Source organism: Paenibacillus antibioticophila (assembly GCF_000455265.1).
GTDB lineage: Bacteria > Bacillota > Bacilli > Paenibacillales > Paenibacillaceae > Fontibacillus > Fontibacillus antibioticophila.
Window position 1 is genome coordinate 56,693 of record NZ_HG005143.1, and the last position, 21,247, is coordinate 77,939.

The window sequence follows — 21,247 nt, forward strand, 5'->3', positions numbered from 1 at the left end:
GAATCAAAGCTCCCAGGAAATCCATACCTTCAGGTCACCCGTATCCTCAAACGGCTCGGACATATACGTGATCCGTTCGATGGGGAACTGATACAGCTCCGGCAGGTCCTCAAGCAATTGCTCCAGGGTTCCGGCATAACGAATCGTGATATTCATGCCGCCCTCCTTGAGCTTTGCCCCCACTGCATTTTTAAGCTGAGCCTTGGAAGTGATCACGTTCTCCGGCTTATACAAGTCATACCCCAACTCTACTTGAAGCTGTCGATAGAAGGCTGCCCGGTTATCCCCTTTGGATTCCAACACCTTCAATGCATCCCGATACAGCGTTGAAGCTGCGGGCACACGGACACTCCAGCTATGATCCTTCCCGATCTGCTGATCATTGAGCAGGTAATACTTATAGCTGATGTCATCGGGAAGCGATCCGATCGGATCATCCCACGTCGTGTCCAGGTGGTACCATGCTCCATTGATCTGAACAAGGTTCCAGGCATGCCGCTGGCCTCCGGCCATTCCTTCCACAATTAAATTCTTCATTCCGGCTTGCTCCAGCAGCCTGTAGGTAAGAAGGGCATAGCCCTGACAGACCGCTTCGCCGGAATAGACGGCCTCATAAGCCGTATATTTTTTCATTTGAGTGTCATATTTCATATTTTGAACGACATAATCATGTATTGCCTTCACTTTCTCATGCTCATTCATTCCGGCAACCAGAATTTGCTTGAGAATTTCTGCGGCGCGTTTGTTCACATAATTGCTCTGGGCCGCATTTTCCCGATAAGTCACCTTTAACGTGATATTCACAATTCCGTTCTTGGTTCCTTCCCAGGAGTAGTTATAACGCTCCACTACATATTTCGTATAAGGGTCGCTTTCCAGGGCTGCATTCATCGCAGTCTGGAGCAGACTCCCCATTGATTTGGTGGAGCCCTTGTATTTGAAGCTGATCGAGGTTTGACGGGCCATCATGCCCGTGACGAACTCCTGCTGAATGCCTTGAGTTGTGGTCACATAAGCCTGCTTTGCTGCCGCTAACACGGTAACATTGTTCCAATTGGCCGGAATACTGCAAAGGAGCACTGTTCCTGCAATTCCCGCTGAAATCCAGAAGTGGCCTCGTCCTTGTCTCATGCTCGCTTCCTCCCTTGGAAAATTCCGCTATCTTTTTTATTGTAGCACAGGATTAACCGCAAAGTTCTTCTAGTTTTGTCAGGAGGACTCGCTTTGTGAAGGTTTCTGTGTTTCAGCCTCCGCAAATAAAACTGACGTCAAATTGACTTATTTTTCAAGCTTGGGCATCCAAAAATGAAATCAGGTTTGGTATAATAAAAAAACAGTTCGATACTGTGATATATGTCATTGCTTAATTCATTTTCAAAGTTGGGGAGCGGTTACTGCCATGACGATTGTTGACCTTTCGGATATTTCCATCGAATTATTTATCGCCGTGATGTTCTTTCTCTTGATTATCGCACCTTTAGTCAGCCTGGGAATTCTACGATTATTTCAAGGAAAGAAAAAGGTTGGACTAAGCCTGATCGGCAGCGGCGTGATCGGATACTTTATGTTTCAACTGATCGTCGGCTTGCTCGTGTAAGTTACAGACTCGATGAATTCGGCATAAACAGGGCCGCACTCAAGAATCGGAAAATTCCACCTCTTGAGTGCGGCCTTTATTTTACCCCATCATGCTATTCTGAGCTACAGCTTGATGCTCCTGGCTCTCCAGAAATTTCTCGCAATCCAGCGCTGCCATGCATCCGCTGCCTGCTGCAGTAATCGCCTGCTTGTAGCGGGTATCCTGCACATCGCCGCATGCGAACACTCCTGGAATATTGGTCTGCGAAGTGCCTGGCGTAACCAGAATATATCCATTCTCGTCAGTCCCAATCTGACCTTCTAAAAAGGCTGTATTCGGATGATGGCCAATCGCGACAAAAACGCCGGATGCGGAAATGAATTCTTCTTCGTCAGTAGCATTATTGCGAACCTTGAGCCCAGTCACTACACCGTTCTCATTCACCACAACCTCCAGTGGAGTGCGATTCAGCGCCCATTCCACTTTTTCATTTCGACGTACCCGGTCCTGCATAATCTTCGAGCCCCGCAGCTCATCCCGGCGGTGTACCAGCGTTACCTTGGAAGCAAAGCGCGTCAGGAAGCCGGCTTCCTCCAATGCGGAGTCTCCCCCGCCCACGACAATAATCTCTTTGTTCCGGAAGAAGAAGCCGTCACAGGTCGCACAGGTACTCACGCCCCGCCCTACATTTTCCTGTTCGCCAGGAATGCCAAGGTACTTGGCTGTAGCACCTGTCGAGAGCACGAGACTCTCTGCGAGCAATTCGCCGATCCCTTCCACTTGCAGCTTAAATGGACGGCGGCTCAAATCCACCTGATTGACCCAGCCTGTGCGGAACTCCGCACCAAACCGTTCAGCTTGCTTCCGCATATTGTCCATTAACTCCGGACCCATAATTCCGTCCGGGAATCCCGGAAAATTCTCAACCTCTGTAGTGGTTGTAAGCTGCCCGCCAGGCTGCGGTCCTTCAATCACCAGCGGATTCATATTGGCGCGTGCCAGATAGATGGCGGCAGTCAGACCCGCAGGCCCGGTCCCGATAATAATGGATTTATACATGATAAATTCCTCCTCAGAAGCGAAATACGCTCATATACCCATGAATAGAATAAAATTAGCTGAAAAGCTGACTTTTTAAGCTTTCATTATAAGATTAATTATGTGGACTGTCTTCTGTAGTGTCAACAATTCCGGCTGTAAGGTTCGGTGAAGTTTGCATGAAGGAATGATGAACTGCGGTTATACACCCCGGTTACCGCAGTAAGCGTAATCCGTTCAAGATCACCAGGATGGTACTTCCTTCATGTCCGATGACGCCGAGCGGGAGCGGAATGTCCTGAATGAAGTTACTGGTAACAAGCAGCAAAATCACGGACCCGGCAAAAATCAGGTTCTGCATAACGACTCTGCGGGCTCTTGCTGCCAGCTCCATCGTATCCGCAAGCTTGTCGAGCTTGCCGTTCATAAGCACGATATCTGCAACATCAAGTGCGGCACCGCTGCCTCCTTCACCCATTGCAATTCCGACCGAAGCCGTCGCCAGTGCAGGAGCATCATTAACGCCGTCACCGATCATGGCCACCTGGCCGATCCGCTGTCCCAGCTCTTTGACCCGCTCCAGTTTCTCCTCGGGAAGCAGATCACCATACACCTCATCGATTCCTGCTGCAGCCGCGATGAAGTCCGCCGTTACTTTCCGATCCCCGGTCAGCATGATTGTCTTGATCCCCAACCGATGCAGCCTCGAAATGGCTTCCCTTGCTTCCGGCCTGATTTCATCCCGGATTCCAAGAATAGCTGCATAGCTCCCATTACAGCTAATAGTGGATACCGTATTTCCTTGCTCTGTCAGACCCTGGATTACTCCCCTCAGCTGATCCGGGAACAGCAAATCCTGCTCATTTGCTTTTTCGATGATCCATGTTCTTCCGCCGATTCTGGCCTGAATCCCCCGCCCCGGAAGCTGTTGGATATCTTCCGCCGCCGGCAGCTCCAGATTTTCCTTCTTGGCCTCCGCAAGGACGGCGCGGGCCAGCGGATGCCTTGACCATTGCTCTATCGCAGCGGCAGCAGCCAATACCTCGGTCCGATCCCATCCCTCCAAGGTGATCATCTCCGTGACAACCGGATTGCCCAAGGTCAGCGTCCCCGTCTTATCAAAAGCGGCCACCTTGATCCCTGCCAGCCGATCCATTGAAGCAGCCGCCTTGAACAGCACGCCCCGGCGCGCGCTTCTGGACATGGCCGACAGCATGACCGGCATCACGGAGGAGACCAGAGCACATGGCGAAGCTACCACCAGGAACACCATGGATTTATAGAAGCTCTGCTCCCAGGGCCATCCCAATAATACTGGTGACAACAGCAGCAGAGCTGCTGTAACCGCAAGTACGGTTTTAGCATAGGTTCCTTCAAGCCGCTTAATAAACTGCTGCGTCTTTGGGGTTTCCTTTTCCGCTTGTTCAACCAGCCTGATGATTTTGGCAAAAAGAGTCCCTTCGGCCGGTGATCCGACGGTGACATAAAGCGCGCCATCCTCATTGAGCGTTCCGGCATAGACCTCATCCCCTCTTCCCTTGCGGACGGGAACGGACTCGCCGGTAATAGAGGCCTGGTTGACATAGGAATCCCCGTTTTGAATCACACCGTCTGCAGGAATCACTTCATCGGGTCTGATCAGCAACAGATCTCCAACCTCCAATTCCTCGACCCGGACCTCTCTCCTTACTCCATCCTCGATTTTTACAGCCACCTCCGGACGAAGCGCCGCAAGCGCCGAGATGTCTTTTTTACTCTGTTCACTGGCATAGGATTCCAAGGCACCGCTTAGGGCAAAGATAAAGATCAACATCGCTCCTTCATTCCAATAACCGATCGCGGCTGCTCCGGCAGCAGCGGCAATCATCAGCAGATTCACGTCCAAGTCCTTCTCGCGCAACAATGTCGCGACACCGTCTCGCGCTTTCGTAAATCCGCCCAGCCCATAAGCAGCAATGTACATGCCGGTTGAGAACCATCCCGGGAGAGCCCACTGCCCCGCTATCCATCCGATCAGCATCATAACTCCGCTGCCCAGCGCCATCATCATTTCCCGATGACGCAGCAGCCGGGTGAACGATCTCCGATGCTTGCCCCCGGGATCAGGATTTCCTGAAGTTTTTGCCGTTGCTTCCTTCGGCTTTAGATATGCTTTTGCTTCCATTGTAATCTCCTCCTCGTTGTTCCCTCTGGCTAATTGATAATGAATACCATTGTTAACCCCCTAAAAATGGCACATGCCGCCCCGGAAACTCCGGAGCAGCATGTTATTGAGAATGATAATCATTTTTGTATTAATCCAATAAAATTGCGTGCGGGAAACTTTTAATTTAATTTTATTGTATTCCTAAGTCCCTGCAATGTAAACCATCAAATAGAAATAAATGAAAAAAAGTGAGATTACGCCGTGCGTTGCGAAACAAGTGTCAAAAAGCACTAAAATGATTGGCGGGCGGCGAACTAAGTGCTGAAAGGCATTAAAATTCCTGGCGTGGGCATTCATGCGGCGAAATAAATGCCGAAGGGCATTAAATTGCTGGTGTGGGGGCCCATGCGTCAAAAATAAATGCCGAAAGGCATTAAAATTCCTGGCGTGGGGGTTCATGCGGCGAAACAAGTGCCGAAAGGCATTAAAATTCCTGGCATGGGTGCTCGTGCGGCGAAATAACTGCCAAAAGGCATTAAAATTGCTGGCATGGAGTAGAGTGAGGCGATTTTAATGCAGAATGTCACTAAAACTTCGAGGCTTGCCAAAACCAGTAAGCTTGGAGATCGGGTGGATCCCTCGATCCTCATTTGTCTTGGACGCAAAAGGAAACCAAGGAATCAAGCGAGAGAAGGCCGCTTAGCTCCTTGGTTTCTAAATGAATATCACTCTATTTTGTTATTAAGGGGGTGCAGAATTTAACTTGGGACACCCTCTTTCCTAATTATATTAGACTTGGCTGGCAGCGATCGCCTGCTCCAAATCATAGAGAATATCGTCAATGGCTTCTGTCCCGACAGACAGGCGGATCAACTCGGGATTGACTCCAGCCGCCTCCTGCTCCGCTTCGCTCAGTTGCTGGTGCGTTGTGCTTGCCGGGTGAATGATCAGGGACTTCGAGTCGCCGACATTGGCCAGATGGGAGAACAGCTTCACGCTTTCAATCAGCTTGCGTCCTGCTTCCAGGCCGCCTTTAATGCCAAAGGTAAGAATCGCTCCCTGACCCTTAGGCAGGTATTTCCGGGCCAATTCATAGGAAGGGTGGCTCGGAAGGCCGGCATAGCTCACCCATTCCACCGCTTCATGCTGCTCCAGGTACTTGGCTACCTTGAGAGCATTCTCGCTGTGACGCTCTACGCGAAGATGGAGAGTCTCCAGCCCTTGAATCAGCAGCCATGCATTGAATGGAGACAAAGAGGCTCCCAGGTCACGCTGCAGTTGAACCCGCGCTTTAATAATATAGGCGAGCGGACCAACGGCTGCGGTATAGACAACACCATGATAGCTCGGATCGGGCTGAGTCAGTCCCGGGAACTTATCGTTCGCAGTCCAGTCGAACTTCCCGCTGTCGACAATGACACCGCCAATCGAAGTGCCGTGTCCTCCGATGAACTTGGTCGCGGAATGCACGACAATATCTGCACCATAATCAATCGGCCGCAGCAGATACGGACTCGGGAAAGTATTATCCACGATCAACGGAAGGCCGTTCTCATGAGCAATCGCCGCTACAGCTTCAATGTCGAGCACATCGCCCTTAGGGTTTCCAATCGTCTCTGCGTATACGGCCTTGGTCTTGTCGGTTATTGCCGCACGGAAATTTTCCGGATTCGAGGCATCCACGAATTTCACGGTAATCCCCAGCTTCGCCAGAGTAATCGCGAACAGGTTATAAGTTCCGCCGTACAAGGTAGATGAGGATACGATCTCATCCCCTGCCCCGGCTATATTCAGAATCGAGAAGGTAATCGCCGCTTGTCCGGAAGCCGTTGCCAAAGCACCGACTCCGCCTTCAAGCGCTGCAATGCGTTTCTCAAAGACATCATTCGTCGGGTTCATGATCCGGGAATAAATGTTACCGAACTCCTTCAGACCAAACAAATTGGCAGCATGCTCGGTATCATTAAATACGTAGGAAGTGGTCTGATACAACGGAACTGCACGTGAATTTGTTACGGGATCCGGCTCCTGCCCTGCATGAATAGCTAGGGTTTCAGGGGCAAATTGACGTTCTTCGGACATAGGGTAATCCTCCTTTAATTTGGCTGTAATAGACCCGTCGGTCAAGTTGTTTTCACTATTCTCTCACAGAATGTTCAATTTGGAAATAGTAAATCCGATAATTTTTGTATGAATTAAAAATAAAAAAATGGAGCCGATGAGAATCCCCTGATTCCCGCCGGCTCCGACATTACAGTCATGCTATAATTACTGATTCAGCGCGCCTGCCGCTGCGCTTTCGCCCCCGAGTCGTCCCGAAGTAAAGGCATATCCAAGTCCGACGCCATTTCCTACATACGTATCGTTGAAGAGGACGCCTTCGGATTCCAATCCTACGGCATACAGCCCCTTCACAGGAACCCGGCTATCATTAAGAACCTGGAATTTCGTATTCACAAGTAACCCGCCTACAGAGCCCAGGTTATTAATTTCAGCTACGACTGCATAGTAAGGGCCTTCATCGCCCATCGGCTCCAGATATTCCTTCGCCTTGCCAAACTCGCTGTCTACGCCGCTCTTCGTTGCCTCCACATAACTATTGAACGCATCCTTGAAGACCTCCACATCCATACCAGCGTTAGTTGCAAGCTCTTCAATGGTATTTCCCTTAAAGCCGTCGCCGTTGGCCACCATAGCGTCAAATACTTGCTCCGCATTCGTCCATGGATTCTCCAATGTGAACTGGTCCGCGAAATCAGAATAGAATTCCGGCGGCATGCCCGGAAGCTTAGGCGCATTTACACCTGTCATCCCTTTCGCTGCCAGCGCATCCAACTGGGACTTCGATACGATCACCAGATGATAAGCTCCATTAAAAGCACTTGTATTGGCTGCCGCAACTGCCTCCAGCGTAGATGCCTCATCCCGGAATCTTGCACCTGATGGTCCAACGTTCATAAAATTCGGCAAGTAAGCCGTCATCAACGGATAGCTGGCCTCATAAGAAGTAAATTCCTTTTTCAGATTGCCGGTTGCTCTCGCCAAGGTCTGGTGAAGCATTTGTCCGCCGAAATTATCCGGCACCTTCGCGCCAGCCTCCCAGGACATTTGCAAGCCTTCGCCGATGTTCTGCCCCAGTCCCCCGTTAATTCCTTCGAAGCCAAAGCTTTCCTTCACCATTTCCTTGTTCCCTGCATAACCGCCTGTCGCCATAACCACGCTCTTGGCCGAGATTTCCAGGGTGGTTCCATCCTTCTTCTCTGCCACTACACCAGTAACAGCACCATCTGTGCCTGTCATTAGCTTCTTGGCTGTTGTCTCTGTCAGGACTTGTCCTCCATGCTGCTCAACCGACTCGGCCAGCATAGCCCGAAGCAAGGTTTCACGTGTCTCATAGGCAGGAAGCATGTGGAGCTGTTCACCGCCAAAATTAATAAAGGTTGTATTGTAGCCTTTTTCGTTCAGCCAATCATAGGTTTCTCCGGATTTAGTCACATACTGCCTAATTGCGGCCGCATCAACTCTCCAGTGATTATTAACGATCCAGTCGGCAATTTCTGTCTCAACCGCAACCTTTACACCATTTTCAAGCGCCACCGAGGAGTTGTAAAACTTCCCTGCCCACGACAGGTTACTTGCCCCTCCGATGACTGCTGTTTTCTCAATAATAATTACCTTGGCTCCCTTATCGGCTGCACTCACCGCTGCCGATACGCCCGAAGCACCCGCACCCACGACAACAACGTCCGCTTCAAGCTGCTCGACCTTGCCCTCTCCGGCCTTGGCTACCGTCCCGGCCTTCAAAGCTGCCAGATCTCCGCCTGCTTGCTTAACCGCGGCTTCAACGGCAGCCAGCATCGCGTTACTTGTCTCACTCGCCCCGCTGATTGCGTCGATGGTCAGAGTCTGATGCGTCAAAATTTGCTCTTTGATCTGCTCAATCGCCGAATCGCCAAGACCCGCTGTCTCAGATTGGCTGACAATCTGAATATCCTTGATCTGATCAGCCTGGTCCATCGTGACCTCAACCTTGATGGTTCCTTCCTTCCCCTCGGCTTCCCCCGTGTAGGTTCCAGCCTTGAAGCCGGTCTCCTGCTGGTTTGATCCATCTTCCGAATTCCCTTCATTCCCGTTGCCCTGACATCCGGCCAATAGCCCGATGAGCAGGATGAGGCACAGGCCTAGTGCCAGAACCGGTCTGAACCCTTTGCTGTTCCGAATAAACATACTCTCTCCCCCAAATCCTATAGTATGGCGGCTACCAATGTGAAGTTTTTCACTTTATACGATATGATTAAACCTCACTGACTCATTCACCCGGCAGCCTATATTCGGAGTATAAACCTTGGTCCAACACGAAGGTCAAGCGTGCAAAACGCTGTTAAATTGAAATGTTTACCTCCAGATAGGAGCGCTTCTTGCCCCGTTCCTGCTCATTCATAATAATTCTTCCTACGATATCGCCAGTCACCTGATAGCCCAGGGACGTTAATTCTTCAAACATAAACCCCAGCGTCTCCTTCGTGATCGGGCTGGACTGGGATTTTACGATAACTGCGGACAGACACTGGGTTGGGGGGATATACTCAACCTGGTCGCCGATCTCGATGCCGAGCTTCTGCACATCCTCTTCCGTCAAGGTTAAGCCCCAGCTATGCTTCCAATTCTTCAGGCTGTCTGTGAGCAACTCCTCTTCTTCAATCCTGAAACTGAAAAAGGCGAACGGCAAACAGTCCATCCATTGATTGACCAACCGATTCATGCGCTCATTTTTTAGAAGCCGGTTATTCACCGTCTGCTTCAGCCGGTACCATCCAGGCCGCTGCTTGATCCTGCATTGGAACAGCTCCGCATCCAAGGCGCCGATCTCCTGCTCTATCTGATTCATCTTATCAAGCAGCATCGTCTTTCTGCGAATCTCTTCCTCTAATTGCTCCCTGCTCCTCGCTATTTCATGATTCACCCGCTCGACAGAGGCATGCTTCATAAGCTCAGCAACCTCGGGGAGCGGAATTCCCATGCTGCGGTACCATCGGCTCATCAGCAAATTTCTGGCGTCCAGATCATTATAATAACGGTAGCTATTATGATCATCCTTCGCCGGCTCCACAATTTGATGCTTCTCATACAGCCTCAGCGTATCCTTCGTAATCCCCAGAATCGTTGAAAACTCACCTATGCAATATTTCATCTTCTTCCTCCCGGTTCATCTCATTCCTCCAATCATATCATTCTGGCTTCCAGACCAGGTATAACCTGCTTCACATCCCGCCCCGCCTTTTACCCAACTCCATGAAAAAAGCGCCTTCCCTTCATTAGCTGAGGGAACAGCGCTGCTTCATCCAAAATAGCTTCAATTAATAATCGCCCTTGCTCGCAAGCCCTTGGGCAATCGCCACACCGGCGCTCGTTCCAAGCCGGGTAGCCCCCGCCTCGATCATGGCCTGTGCATCCTCCAGACTGCGCACGCCTCCGGAAGCCTTGACGCCGAACTCAGGCCCAACGGTCTTCGCCATCAAAGCCACAGCCTCAATCGTTGCTCCGCCTGTAGAGAAACCTGTTGACGTCTTCACAAAATCAACGCCGGCCTCAACTGCCAGACGGCAAGCGCGAACAATCTCTTCTTCGTTCAGCAGGCAGGTCTCGAGGATGACCTTGACCAGCTTGCCCTGCGCGCTCTTCACAACGCCTGCCATGTCGGAACGCACCGCCTCATCGTCTCCATCCTTCAGCGCCCCGATGTTTATGACCATATCGATCTCACCCGCGCCATCGGCAACCGCTTGTGCGGTCTCGAAGGCCTTCGCTTCAGGAGCGGACGCTCCCAGCGGAAAACCGATTACCGTACACACCTTGACCTCGGAATCCTTTAGTTGTTCTGCCGCCAGCTTCACCCAGTAAGGATTTACGCATACAGATGCAAAATTGTGCTCCTTCGCTTCCTCTACCAGCTTGAGAATCTCCTGCTTGCCGGCATTCGCCTTAAGAAGCGTATGATCGATCATACCCAAAATTGCTTTCGTGTCCATTCCAATTCCTCCAAAATAAATATTTTCCGTTATTAATATAGGCTGGAAATCTGTACTCCATCCGGCAGCTTGAATGGATGCTCCTTGTTAATCCGGTCATAGAACATGATTCCGTTCAAATGGTCCATCTCATGCTGCATCACAATCGCATCATATCCCTTGAAGCGAAGCTTCAATTCCTTGCCTTCCGCGTCGTAGGCCTTGATCTGAACCTTCTCGTAACGAGGCACGAAGCCTTGAATCGCCCGATCCACCGACAAGCAGCCCTCGCTTTCCGGCAAATAAGTCATCGCCGCCGAGTGGCTGATAATTTTCGGATTGAACAGGGCCACTTCACGGTCATTGCCCTCATCATCACTGAGCAGCGCGGCGAACATCCGCTTGTTCAGACCGATCTGATTCGCGGACAAGCCTACGCCGGGGCGTAATTTGTATTTTTTAGAGAGCTCCGGATCCTGGCTGTTCTTCAAAAACTGCATCATAGCCGCCATCTCCTCGCGGTCTTCCTCGGTCGGAGGAATGCTGACCGGCTCGGTAACGGTTCGCAGAATCGGATCGCCTTCTCTAATGATATCGTCCATTAAAATGATATAGTCACGGTTAAATTTGCTCATGATATGAATCCTTCTTCCACCTTCATCTGAATTTTCAAGCGTTCTTTTTCAGCTTCAAAATACCAGCATCAGCGTAGCATGACGATAGTAAAAAGTCAAAGCCGGCGCACGATACGCCGGCTTCTTTGAAGGTGTTCACACCCAAGGAAATTCAGTTAAAATTTAACCTGATCAAAATAATTTTCACGTGCATGCATTCTGGAAAAACGGATTCGAATTACATAATTACACGTTGACAAGTGTCTTGCGTTTAAGCACCACCGAGCCATGTACCGGCAATTGAAGACGATGCTGCACAACCTGCCCGCTCTCCAGATCTGAATATGCTCTATCATCCAGATCTACAAGAGCTTCCTGGCCCGAAAAGTTAAGAACAAACAAGTAGTCATGAGTTCCATCTGTTCTCATCTCCACGCTGACCCCTTTGGGCAAGGTACTGTCCAGACATTTTAGCACGCCCGTCTCAGATACAATTCTGGCATACAGCATTTCATAGAACTCATCTTCCTTCACACGGGCTGCCAGGTAATAAGCCTTGCCTTCACCAAAGCGATTCACCGTAAGCACGGGGTCACCGGCATAGAAATCCGAACTATACGCAGCCAGGATCTCCGCTCCCTCACAATGAATTCTCTCGCATAGCTCATGCACCGCATAGCTACCCTGGAGCCCAAGCGGATTCTCTTGCTGGAAAATAAGCTCATTATGATCGTGATCATGCAGGCTGTCGATCTCCTCCGCCCAAATTCCTGTTACCTCCCGGAGCGGGCCCGGACAGCCGGTAAGATGGCAAAGATCATGCTCATCCACCACACCGGACCAGTACGTTACCAGCAATGTTCCGCCTTGCTTCACATACTCCGTCAGCTTCCTCCCCGTCTCCTCACGAAGCAGATATACCATCGGGGCAATCAGCAGCTTATATCGATTCAAGCTATCGAATGCGCCGATAATATCAGTCGGCACGCTGAGCTGCCACAACGCCCGGTAGTGCTGAACCACTGTATCCTCGTAGTGGATTCCGCCATTCCGGGGGCCCTGCGCATCGAGAACGGCCCACCGATTATCCCAGTCAAAGAGTATGGCCGCCTCTGCCGGCACCGTTGTTCCCAGCACTTCCGTCAGCTCGCCAAGGGTACGTCCAAGACTGGCCACATCCTGAAACACCCGGGTATGCTCATGGCCCACATGGTCGACGACGGCACCATGGAACTTCTCGCTGGAGCCTCTGCTCTTCCTCCATTGAAAATACTGTACGGTATCCGAGCCGTGCGCAACAGCCTGCAAGGAAGACAGCCGATGCATCCCCGGCCGTTTCAGCTTGCTCGTCCTCTGCCAGTTGGTCTGGCTCGGCGTGCTCTCCATCAGCATAAACGGCTTCTTCTTCAGGCTGCGGAACAAGTCATGGTTGAATGCGAACCATGAGGCCACTCCCGTCTCCGAGGACTCTGAATGCCAGGTCGGATAGGCATCCCAGGACACCACATCCACAGCCTTGGCAAATTCACGATAGTCCAGGCCGTAGAAAAGATCCATCATATTCGCAGTACACGGCAAATCAGGATTTACTGCCTTCAACGGCTGAATCTCATGACGGAAGAAATCAATCGTCTGATCCGAGACAAATCTCCGCCAATCCAGATTAAGTCCATGAACCATCATCTCCCCATGAGGAGCAGGAGACTCCACCTGGGACCATGAGGTAAAGGTATGGCTCCAGAAGGTCGTCCACCAGGCCTGATTCAGCGCTTCGAGCGTGCCGTATTTCTGCTTCAGCCAGCTGCGGAATGCATCCTGGCAATACTCGCAATGGCATTCACCGCCATATTCGTTCGAGACATGCCAGCCGAGCACGGCCGGATGGAACGAATAGCGCTCCGCCAGCTTGGAGTTCATAATTCTCACCTTCTCCCGATAGACGGGAGAGGTGAGGCAATGATTGTGCCGCATCCCATGTAGATTGCGTTGTCTGTTCTTCTCTACCCGCAGCACTTCCGGATACTTCTCGGACATCCAGGCAGGACGAGCGCCGCTTGGCGTAGCCAGCCAGACATAGATGCCGTTCTTAACCAGCAGATCCAGCACCTGATCCAGCCAATCCCAGGTGAATACTCCCTCCTCCTGCTCCAGCTTGCCCCAGGAGAAGATGCCCACGGACATCACATTGCAGTTGGCTAGCTTCATCAGCCGGATGTCCTCTTGCAGGATAGCCGGATCGTGCAGCCATTGCTCAGGATTATAGTCCGCCCCATGCATGAATACGGGCAGCTTGCCGCTAATAGCCGGAAATTTCATCGTCATGTCGTGTGTCCCTCCGTTACAATGGTAGTCTTTATTGCAATGCTGCTAGGAAAGCATCAATTTGCGTTTGAAGCTCGGTTTGAATCTTGTCAATTCCGGCGGACTTGAGCTGCTTGTTCAGCTCCTCCTGGCCCTTATCCAGATCAGCGATTAATCCATATTCAAGCGGAATTGCATAGCGCAGCATAACATTGCCTACGTTGGCAACCTCATTCTTCACCTTGGAATCATCAAATACGAAGGTTTCCAGCGGGAAGTGGTATACCTTCTCCTGCCAGCCGGCAAGAATCTCATCTGCTTCAACCGGATAGGACGCATCCGAACGATTCAACTGCGAGTTCCATCCCCAGTTGGAAAACCCGGTATAGTTGGCGGCGCTTGGACCCGCGTTGTACTTATCGTCGCCTACGGGTTCATAATGCTTGCCGGCGATCCCGTACATCGTCAAATCATGAATTTCCTTATCATTTTGCAGCAAATCAATCAGCATCAAAGAGCGTTCAACATGCTTGGATGTGACATGGATCGCCATGCCGTTCTGGGTCGAGATCGCTCCGATCTTCTTCTTGTCCGGTGTGAGATCTACAATGGCTGCTTCGTATTCCGGCTTATCCCGGCGCATTTCTGCCAGGTTGAAGGCAACAGTTCCCAGGTTTTGCGCGTAGGACCCGGTCTTGCCGGCCTTGATGTCCTGCCAGACATCATTTTTGTTATTCACAATGTTTTTGGACCAGCCCTTGTTATCTGCAAGGTCTTTATAATAGTCCAGCAGCTGTCTGAACTCGGGTGTATCATATACATTGAATACCTTCGAGGATGCATCCTCCAGCTTATAGGCCAGCGGCATGCTATAATCCACAAGATTCCATTCATTCTGCTGCTCCAGCAAAATCTGATCAAGCTCATGCCACTTCCAGCCATCTGCCGGCTTGGCGCCGAAGGCATTGAACCCGCTCTCATTAGCCGCAATCGTCTTGACATAATTCGCATAGGTTTCCGGGCTGTTCACCGGGTCGAGGTTATACTTTTTGCGCAGATCCTCCCGAATCAGCACCACCTTATCGGTCACTTCTGTATTGTTGTTCGGAACCATGTACAGCTTGCCGTCTACCTTGGCCTGCTCCCAGGACACGGCCGGCATAGCCGCCCAGGTCTGAGGCATGTATGTGGACAGCAAATCCTCATTCAGCTCCAGAAAGCCTCCTTTTCTTGCCTGGTCGTTGTAAAACGCCCAGTTCGCCGTGTAAGCGATGTCAAAATCCTCATTGGCTGCGAACTTCAAAGGATACTTCTGCGTCCAGTCGGACCAGTCCAGAAATTCAGCTTCTACCGTGGCGTTAATTTTTTCTTTTAGCAGCTTGTTCAATTCGCCGAATACTTCGTCATAATCCGCGGGCTTGCCCCCGACCAGAAGCATCTTCAGCTTGACCTCTTCGGACAGGTCTGGTCCGGTATTCTCCTCTTTCACCGTATTGGCCGCAGTGCCGGAATCACTCTCCGCCGGCTTGTTGGTCTGAGCATTAGTGCTCCCGCCATTCCCGCCGCAAGCACTAAGAAAGGCGGACACAGCTACGATCATCGCCAATAAAAACATGAATTTCGTGTTCTTCCGTCTCATGACAAAGCTCCCCCTAATCATTTGGATGGAATCTATCGATAACCAGGTTCCCCTGTGGTCATCCTTTCACAGCACCAATCGTCAGCCCCTGCACGAAATAACGTTGAACAAACGGATAGGCTAGCAAAATCGGCCCGGTAGCTACGACTGTCATCGCCATCTTGAGGCTTTCGGTCGGAATATTGAAATTGATAACGGCTCCGGATTCCATCATCGCCTTGCGCATGCCGTCCATATTGCCTAACAAGCGGTACAAATAGTATTGCAGCGGCATCAAATCCGAGTTGGATATGAACAGCAGAGCATTGTACCAATCATTCCAGTAAGCCAGCGCTATAAACAGTCCAATCGTGGCCAGCGCCGGCTTTGACAGCGGCAGAATAAACCGGAGGTAGATCTGAAAATCGCCGGCCCCGTCGATCTTCGCGGATTCGATGATCGCCTCGGGAATGCTGCTCATGAAGGTCTTCATCACGATAATATAGAAGACGTTCATAAGCATCGGCAGGATCAGCACCAGCAAGGTGTCCTTTAATTGCAAGTAATTTACGATGAGTAGATACCAAGGAACGAGTCCTCCGCTGAACAAGGTGGTAAAGAAGAAGAAAAAGGAAAAGATGTTCCGCCACTTAAAATCTTTTCTCGCCAGCACATAAGCGGTCATCGAGGTCAGGAATAATCCGGCCAAGGTGCCCAGCGCCGTTACTGAAATCGTCACCCCATACGCCTTGAGCATGTCCGTAGGAAATTCGAATAAAATCCGGTACGCCTCCAGCGAGAAGCGGGTCGGAAAGATTTGAAATCCGTTCTCCACAATGGCGCTCTCTTCGGTAAGCGAGGAGGAGACGACCAACAGGAAAGGAAAAATACAGAATACGGCCAGCAGGGTCAGCATGAAATAGCCGATAATAGCGAGAATCAAGCGATCGTGCTGTGTTGTTTTGCGCCGTTCCGGCTTTAGATTCTGAGACAGGATCACGTTCATTGCAGCACCTTCCTTTCGTTAGAACAACGCATGATCTTTGTCGTATTTACGCACCGCGTAGTTGGCGAGCATAATGGTCGCGAACCCAAGGAGGGACTGATAAAACCCAGCCGCTGCGGACATTCCGATTTCATTGGACGTGATCAGCAGCCGGAATACGAACGTATCGATGACATCCGTAGACGAGAACAGCAGTCCGTTATTGCCGACCATGTTATAGAACATCCCGAAGTCTCCTCGGAAGATGTTGCCGATTGCCAGCAGGATCAGAATGATGACCGTAGGCATCAGATTGGGAATCGTAATTTTGCGGATACGCTGAAAGATGTTGGCCCCATCAATCTCGGCCGCTTCATACATCTCGGTATCAATGCTTGTAATCGCCGCAAGGTACATGATTGTTCCATATCCAAGCGCCTTCCAGGCGGAGACCAGCACCAGTATGACCGGCCAGTAGGCTGCCGTATTGTAAATATCGATCGACTCCATGCCGATTTTGTGCAGCAGCATGTTGATCGTACCCACATCATAATTGAACAGATTGTAGGCAATGGCCCCTACGACCACCCAGGAAATAAAGTAGGGCAGGAACATCACCGTCTGGGTTATCTTGCGGAACCATTTGCCGGCAACCTCAAATAGCAGGATTGCAGCGAAAATTTGCAGTCCGTTGTTCACCACAATGAATGCAATGTTATAGAGTGCCGTATTTCTTGTGACGCGCCAGGCATCTCCCGAATCAAAAAAGAATCGGAAGTTGTCGAATCCATTCCAGGGACTGCCGAAAATGCCCCCGCTGTAATTGAACTGCTTAAAAGCCAGAACAATGCCTGCCATCGGGATATAAGCAAACAGCAGGAAAAACAGTACACCGGGAACCAGCATCAGCAGCAGCGTCCGGTATTTCTTCACATCGTTCCAAAAGCCGCGGCTTCTCATCTCGTAGCTCTACTCCCCTCTTGTTGCTTCTGCCCCAATTATAGAAGGCAAGCCCCCATACACGTAATCCAGCGAGCCAACAATTTTTAATACTTTTTCTACAAAAAAAGGCACCCTGCAGGGCGCCTGATGATACCTACTATATATTCTGTTTCTTCCGATATTCCCCCGGCGTCATCTCCATCACCTGCTTGAATTGCCGATTGAAATACAGGATGTTCTTGTACCCCATTCGCTCTGCAATTTCATAGATTTTAAGGGTCGGGTCGCAGAGCAACTGACAGATACGCCGGATCTTCAAGCTGTTCAGATATTCGCTGAAATGCTCTCCGGTTTCTTCCTTGAACAAATACCCCAGATAGTTCGGTGTAAAATCAAACCGGGCCGCTACCTCCTTGAGCGTAAGCTTCTGCTCCAGATTCTGCTCTACATAGATCATAATATCTTCAATGAGCTTCCGCTTCTGCCGCTGCTTCTTCACGTACAGCACCTCGGAAAGCTCAAAGAAGCGTCTTCTCAGCCAGGATTTTATATCCTGGACAGTCTCGAACTGAAAAAGGATGAGCGGCTGATAAGCATCCCACTTCAGCAGCTCATACAGACTTTCACCCATTTGCCTTAGATCGGCGTGAAGCTTGGTTGTAATCCTCAGAATCAAATCATAGACCTCGTTCTTCCGTCCAGGCTTCAACCGCTGGTTAAACATTTTCTCGATACAGTCATCGATCCTTACCAGATCGTAGACCATAATCGCATGGAGCATTTCATCCAAAATAGCATCGACACTGGGCAGCGGTGTATTCGCATCCGGCACCCATTCCACCACATCCAGCGAGATCAACCGGTCCTTGCCTACCAGCCATTTCATGCTTAACGCAGCTTGTGCCTGACGGCATGATTCCCGCAGTTGCTCTTCGTCCCGGGCCAGCTTGCCGATCCCGATCGTCACTGTAAAGGGCGACGAGGTCCGGATCGCCTGGACAAGACCCTCAAGCTGGAGCGGGAATTCCCGCTCGTGCAAGGAAGACAACACTAAAAACTGGTTAGGCTGGCTTTTGAAAAAGGTGCCGAGCATGTTCTCCTCCACATAGCTGCGTATGAATCCTGCGAGCTGATGTATCTGCATACTCCTCTCATCCTCGCTTAATTCGGACGCTTTCCACTCCAGATCATCAATCTCAATGAGGGCAGCCACTGTACCGGTGTAAAGCAATGGATGCAGAATACTTTGAAGATGCTTGCCAACCCTGCTTCCGGAGTCTTCATCCGTAATCCAGCGGATCAGCAGCTCCTCCATCACCACCGACCATGCTGCCGTTGCCGAGGTAGATGCCTCCCGTTCCTGCTGTACCGTCTCGCACAGCGATTGGAGCATGTCGGTTAGCTCTGAATCCTCTACCGGCTTCAACAGATATCCTGACGCGCCAAGCTCAATCGCCTTTTTCGCATACCCGAAATCCTCATGCCCGCTAATAAAGACGACCTTGATCTCGGGCTTGATCTCCTTGGCCCGACGGGCAAACTCCATACCGGACATAATCGGCATCCGTATATCGGACAAGATAATATCTACCCTCTCCTGCTCCAGCAGCTTCAAGGCCTGAAAGCCGCTGTTGGCTGTCCCTGCTATATGAAGCGGATAAGGCAGCGGACCCGCGGCAATTCGTCTGCGAAGCCATTCCAAATCGACCACTTCATCATCCACCAGCAAGATATTGATATCCATACGAGGCTCCTCCGAAGTCAATCTATCCATGCAATGAGCATAGCCTAATCCCTATACCCTGAACATATCGCTCGTCAATGAAAATACATACTTTTCCAACGATTCCTTAATTGTCCTCGATGCCTTGGGCTGGAGCTTCCTCCCGGATGGGCAAGGCGATGCTTACCGTCGTCCCTCCGCCATATAGGCTTGCAATAGACACGCCATACTCCTCGCCATACCTCAGCTTAATGCGCTCATCCACATTCTTGATCCCGTATCCGCCCGCCTGCTCTCCAGGAGCAAAGAGCGACTGAATCCGATCATGCCGAATACCAATTCCATTGTCAATCACCTTGAACAGAATACGGTCTCCTGATCTAACCGCAGAAATGCGAATGGCTATGCTGTCGCCAAACCAGGCGTGCTTGAACACATTTTCTACGAAAGGCTGCAAAATCAGCTTCATGACCGGCATATCTTGAATATCTTCCTCTACGTCTATATAAATTTGAAAGCTGTTAGCATATTTAACTCTTTGGATCTCCAGGTAGGTCTGCACTTGTCTGATTTCATTACGGAGCGGAGTAATTGCTTGCCCATCGTTAAGCGTAAGCCGGTAAAACCTTGATAATCCCTGCACCATTTGCGTGACCTTCTCCGTCTCTCCCAGGTTAGCCAGGCTGCTGATAGCAGACAAGGTATTGTAGAGAAAATGCGGGTTAATCTGGGCTTGAAGCGCCTCTAGCTCCGCCTGCTTTCGCTGGATTCCCTGAACATACACACGGTCAATCAATTCCTGAATATTGCCCGCCATGACGTCAAAGGCATCGGCAATATGGACAAATTCATCATTTCCTTTAAAGGCAATCCGCTTCTTGAAGTTTCCTTCCTGGAAGGAGCGGACAAAACGCACGATGCGAGCCATTTTCCGCCCGGATAGCCGGGCCACCATAGAACCGATCAACGACATTCCTGCAAAGCTGATTGCGCACACCATCAGGATGGATCGCTGGAGCTTCAGGGTATCCTTGGTCAGATAAGCATTCGGAACAAAGGTCCGGATCCTGAACTCTGTTCCCGGAATCGGCTCCTCCAGCCGGAGATAGTCCTGTTCCGACTTCGTCTCGCTCACTTCCCCGCGTTGGTATAACACGGTTGCAGGATCAGCGCTATCGACCAAGGTCAGCACAATCCCTTCCTCTACCGGAAAGGTGGCGAAGTCGCCGAACAGATCATCTAACGGGACGGTTATTCGTACGTACCCGATCACTGTTTTGTAATCGCTGTATGAGACCAGCTTTCGAATATGCGATATATTTCCCAGCCGCTCATCTGTATCAATCTGGAGCCAGATATTATCCAGCTCCGAATTCCTGTAGGTCCGATACCATTCACTCTGCTCAATTTCTTCCAATGGCAGTATGTAGTAATCGCTATCCTCAATCGGCGCATTGAGGTCATCTCCGCTGACCAGATTCAAATCATTGTTCACCGTATACAGCAATAATCTGATGCTATTGCCGAACAGCTTTAGCGGAGCCGTAATTTGCGGGACAATCTCATCCAGCATGACCAGATAGATTTCATAAGGCTCGCCCTTCGTTTGAAGCGCACGCTGAAAGGACAGACTTCCGAACAGTGTATCCGACATTCGCTGAATCTCGTCCATTTGATAACGTATATTGTTCCTTGCCTGCTCCATCCCGGTTCGGATATTGCTCTCGGCCATCTCGGTTCGCGATTGAACGAGCATGGTGTAAGAGATGTATCCGATAATCATATCGGTCACCAGGACCAGGAGCAAATAGGGAATTAACATTTTGTATGTAAAAGGCATATACTTCCGTTTCATTAAGGTCGCCATGCGCATACAGCCCTCTCCGTCAGTCTGCGAACGCTTACATCCAAGATTGAAAAAACCGGAAGCGCTCATCCTATGGCCCTGCTTCCGGTATATTTTCTATTTGAACTTTTTCCAATCCATGCTGCTGTTTTTCAGCAGATGCTCGAAATCATTATCCAGCCTTTTCTGTTCTGCTTTCCGCGCTTGCTCCGCTTTAAGCCTTGCCTCTTCCTTGCGCTGATCCTCTTCTTGCTGCAGAGCGGCAGCCTGCTCCTTCAGCTTCGCAATCGTTGTCTCCCCAAGCAGATCCTTCAGTGTTGCCGGTTTGTCCGCCGCCGGGGCAGGACGTGTCCCCTGTGTCTTTTTCTTCGCCATCTCTTCATCACCTCGAATTCAAGTGTAAATTATCATGAGTCCCCTGGCTTGTCAACTCATAACCGGACCTTC

The 21,247-nt window shown here is 50.6% G+C and carries 16 protein-coding genes; 1 reads left to right on the top strand and 15 read right to left on the bottom strand.

Features of this window, described 5'->3' with window-relative positions; genetic code table 11:
- Positions 1-3: 3 nt before the first annotated feature.
- Positions 4-1,131: a transglutaminase domain-containing protein gene (locus tag TX85_RS23100; protein ID WP_044482262.1), complete on the bottom strand. Its 1,128-nt coding sequence runs from the start codon at positions 1,129-1,131 to the stop codon at positions 4-6.
- 268 nt (positions 1,132-1,399) lie between these two features.
- On the opposite strand from TX85_RS23100, the gene TX85_RS23105 reads away from it, so the two are divergent.
- Positions 1,400-1,597 carry a membrane protein gene (locus tag TX85_RS23105; protein WP_044482263.1) on the top strand — a complete coding sequence of 66 codons (198 nt, stop codon included), beginning with the start codon at positions 1,400-1,402 and terminating at the stop codon, positions 1,595-1,597.
- Positions 1,598-1,678: 81 nt separating this feature from the next.
- Here TX85_RS23105 and trxB read toward each other — a convergent pair whose 3' ends face one another.
- From trxB to TX85_RS23175, 14 genes are all read right to left on the bottom strand, one after another.
- Positions 1,679-2,638 carry a thioredoxin-disulfide reductase gene (gene trxB, locus TX85_RS23110; protein ID WP_044482264.1) on the bottom strand — a complete coding sequence of 320 codons (960 nt, stop codon included), beginning with the start codon at positions 2,636-2,638 and terminating at the stop codon, positions 1,679-1,681.
- A gap of 193 nt (positions 2,639-2,831) precedes the next feature.
- Positions 2,832-4,781, bottom strand: a complete 1,950-nt coding sequence (locus TX85_RS23115; RefSeq protein WP_044482265.1) for a heavy metal translocating P-type ATPase — start codon at positions 4,779-4,781, stop codon at positions 2,832-2,834.
- Positions 4,782-5,552: 771 nt separating this feature from the next.
- Positions 5,553-6,845: a homocysteine synthase gene (locus TX85_RS23120; protein WP_044482266.1), complete on the bottom strand. Its 1,293-nt coding sequence runs from the start codon at positions 6,843-6,845 to the stop codon at positions 5,553-5,555.
- Positions 6,846-7,031: 186 nt separating this feature from the next.
- Positions 7,032-8,990 (bottom strand): FAD-binding protein, encoded by a 1,959-nt coding sequence (locus TX85_RS23125; protein WP_044482267.1) that lies wholly within the window; start codon positions 8,988-8,990, stop codon positions 7,032-7,034.
- 154 nt (positions 8,991-9,144) lie between these two features.
- A complete protein-coding gene (locus TX85_RS23130) occupies positions 9,145-9,954 on the bottom strand; it encodes a MerR family transcriptional regulator (RefSeq protein WP_044482268.1) in 810 nt (269 codons plus the stop codon).
- 166 nt (positions 9,955-10,120) lie between these two features.
- Positions 10,121-10,792: a deoxyribose-phosphate aldolase gene (deoC, locus tag TX85_RS23135; protein WP_044482269.1), complete on the bottom strand. Its 672-nt coding sequence runs from the start codon at positions 10,790-10,792 to the stop codon at positions 10,121-10,123.
- A gap of 32 nt (positions 10,793-10,824) precedes the next feature.
- Positions 10,825-11,406, bottom strand: a complete 582-nt coding sequence (gene def / locus TX85_RS23140) for a peptide deformylase (RefSeq protein ID WP_044482270.1) — start codon at positions 11,404-11,406, stop codon at positions 10,825-10,827.
- Positions 11,407-11,631: 225 nt separating this feature from the next.
- The gene (locus tag TX85_RS23145) at positions 11,632-13,707 is read right to left on the bottom strand and encodes a beta-galactosidase (RefSeq protein ID WP_044482271.1); all 2,076 of its coding nucleotides are present in this window, start codon (positions 13,705-13,707) and stop codon (positions 11,632-11,634) included.
- Positions 13,708-13,738: 31 nt separating this feature from the next.
- Positions 13,739-15,325 carry an ABC transporter substrate-binding protein gene (locus TX85_RS23150; RefSeq protein WP_044482272.1) on the bottom strand — a complete coding sequence of 529 codons (1,587 nt, stop codon included), beginning with the start codon at positions 15,323-15,325 and terminating at the stop codon, positions 13,739-13,741.
- Positions 15,326-15,383: 58 nt separating this feature from the next.
- On the bottom strand, positions 15,384-16,310 hold the full coding sequence (locus TX85_RS23155; RefSeq protein ID WP_044482273.1) for a carbohydrate ABC transporter permease: 927 nt from the start codon (positions 16,308-16,310) through the stop codon (positions 15,384-15,386).
- An 18-nt stretch (positions 16,311-16,328) separates the two neighbouring features.
- Positions 16,329-17,249: an ABC transporter permease gene (locus TX85_RS23160; protein ID WP_044482274.1), complete on the bottom strand. Its 921-nt coding sequence runs from the start codon at positions 17,247-17,249 to the stop codon at positions 16,329-16,331.
- A gap of 139 nt (positions 17,250-17,388) precedes the next feature.
- Positions 17,389-18,975, bottom strand: a complete 1,587-nt coding sequence (locus tag TX85_RS23165; protein ID WP_044482275.1) for a response regulator — start codon at positions 18,973-18,975, stop codon at positions 17,389-17,391.
- Between the two features lie 106 nt (positions 18,976-19,081).
- On the bottom strand, positions 19,082-20,809 hold the full coding sequence (locus TX85_RS23170; protein WP_233500844.1) for a sensor histidine kinase: 1,728 nt from the start codon (positions 20,807-20,809) through the stop codon (positions 19,082-19,084).
- A 108-nt stretch (positions 20,810-20,917) separates the two neighbouring features.
- Positions 20,918-21,175, bottom strand: a complete 258-nt coding sequence (locus tag TX85_RS23175; RefSeq protein ID WP_044482276.1) for a YqkE family protein — start codon at positions 21,173-21,175, stop codon at positions 20,918-20,920.
- Positions 21,176-21,247 lie beyond the last annotated feature (72 nt).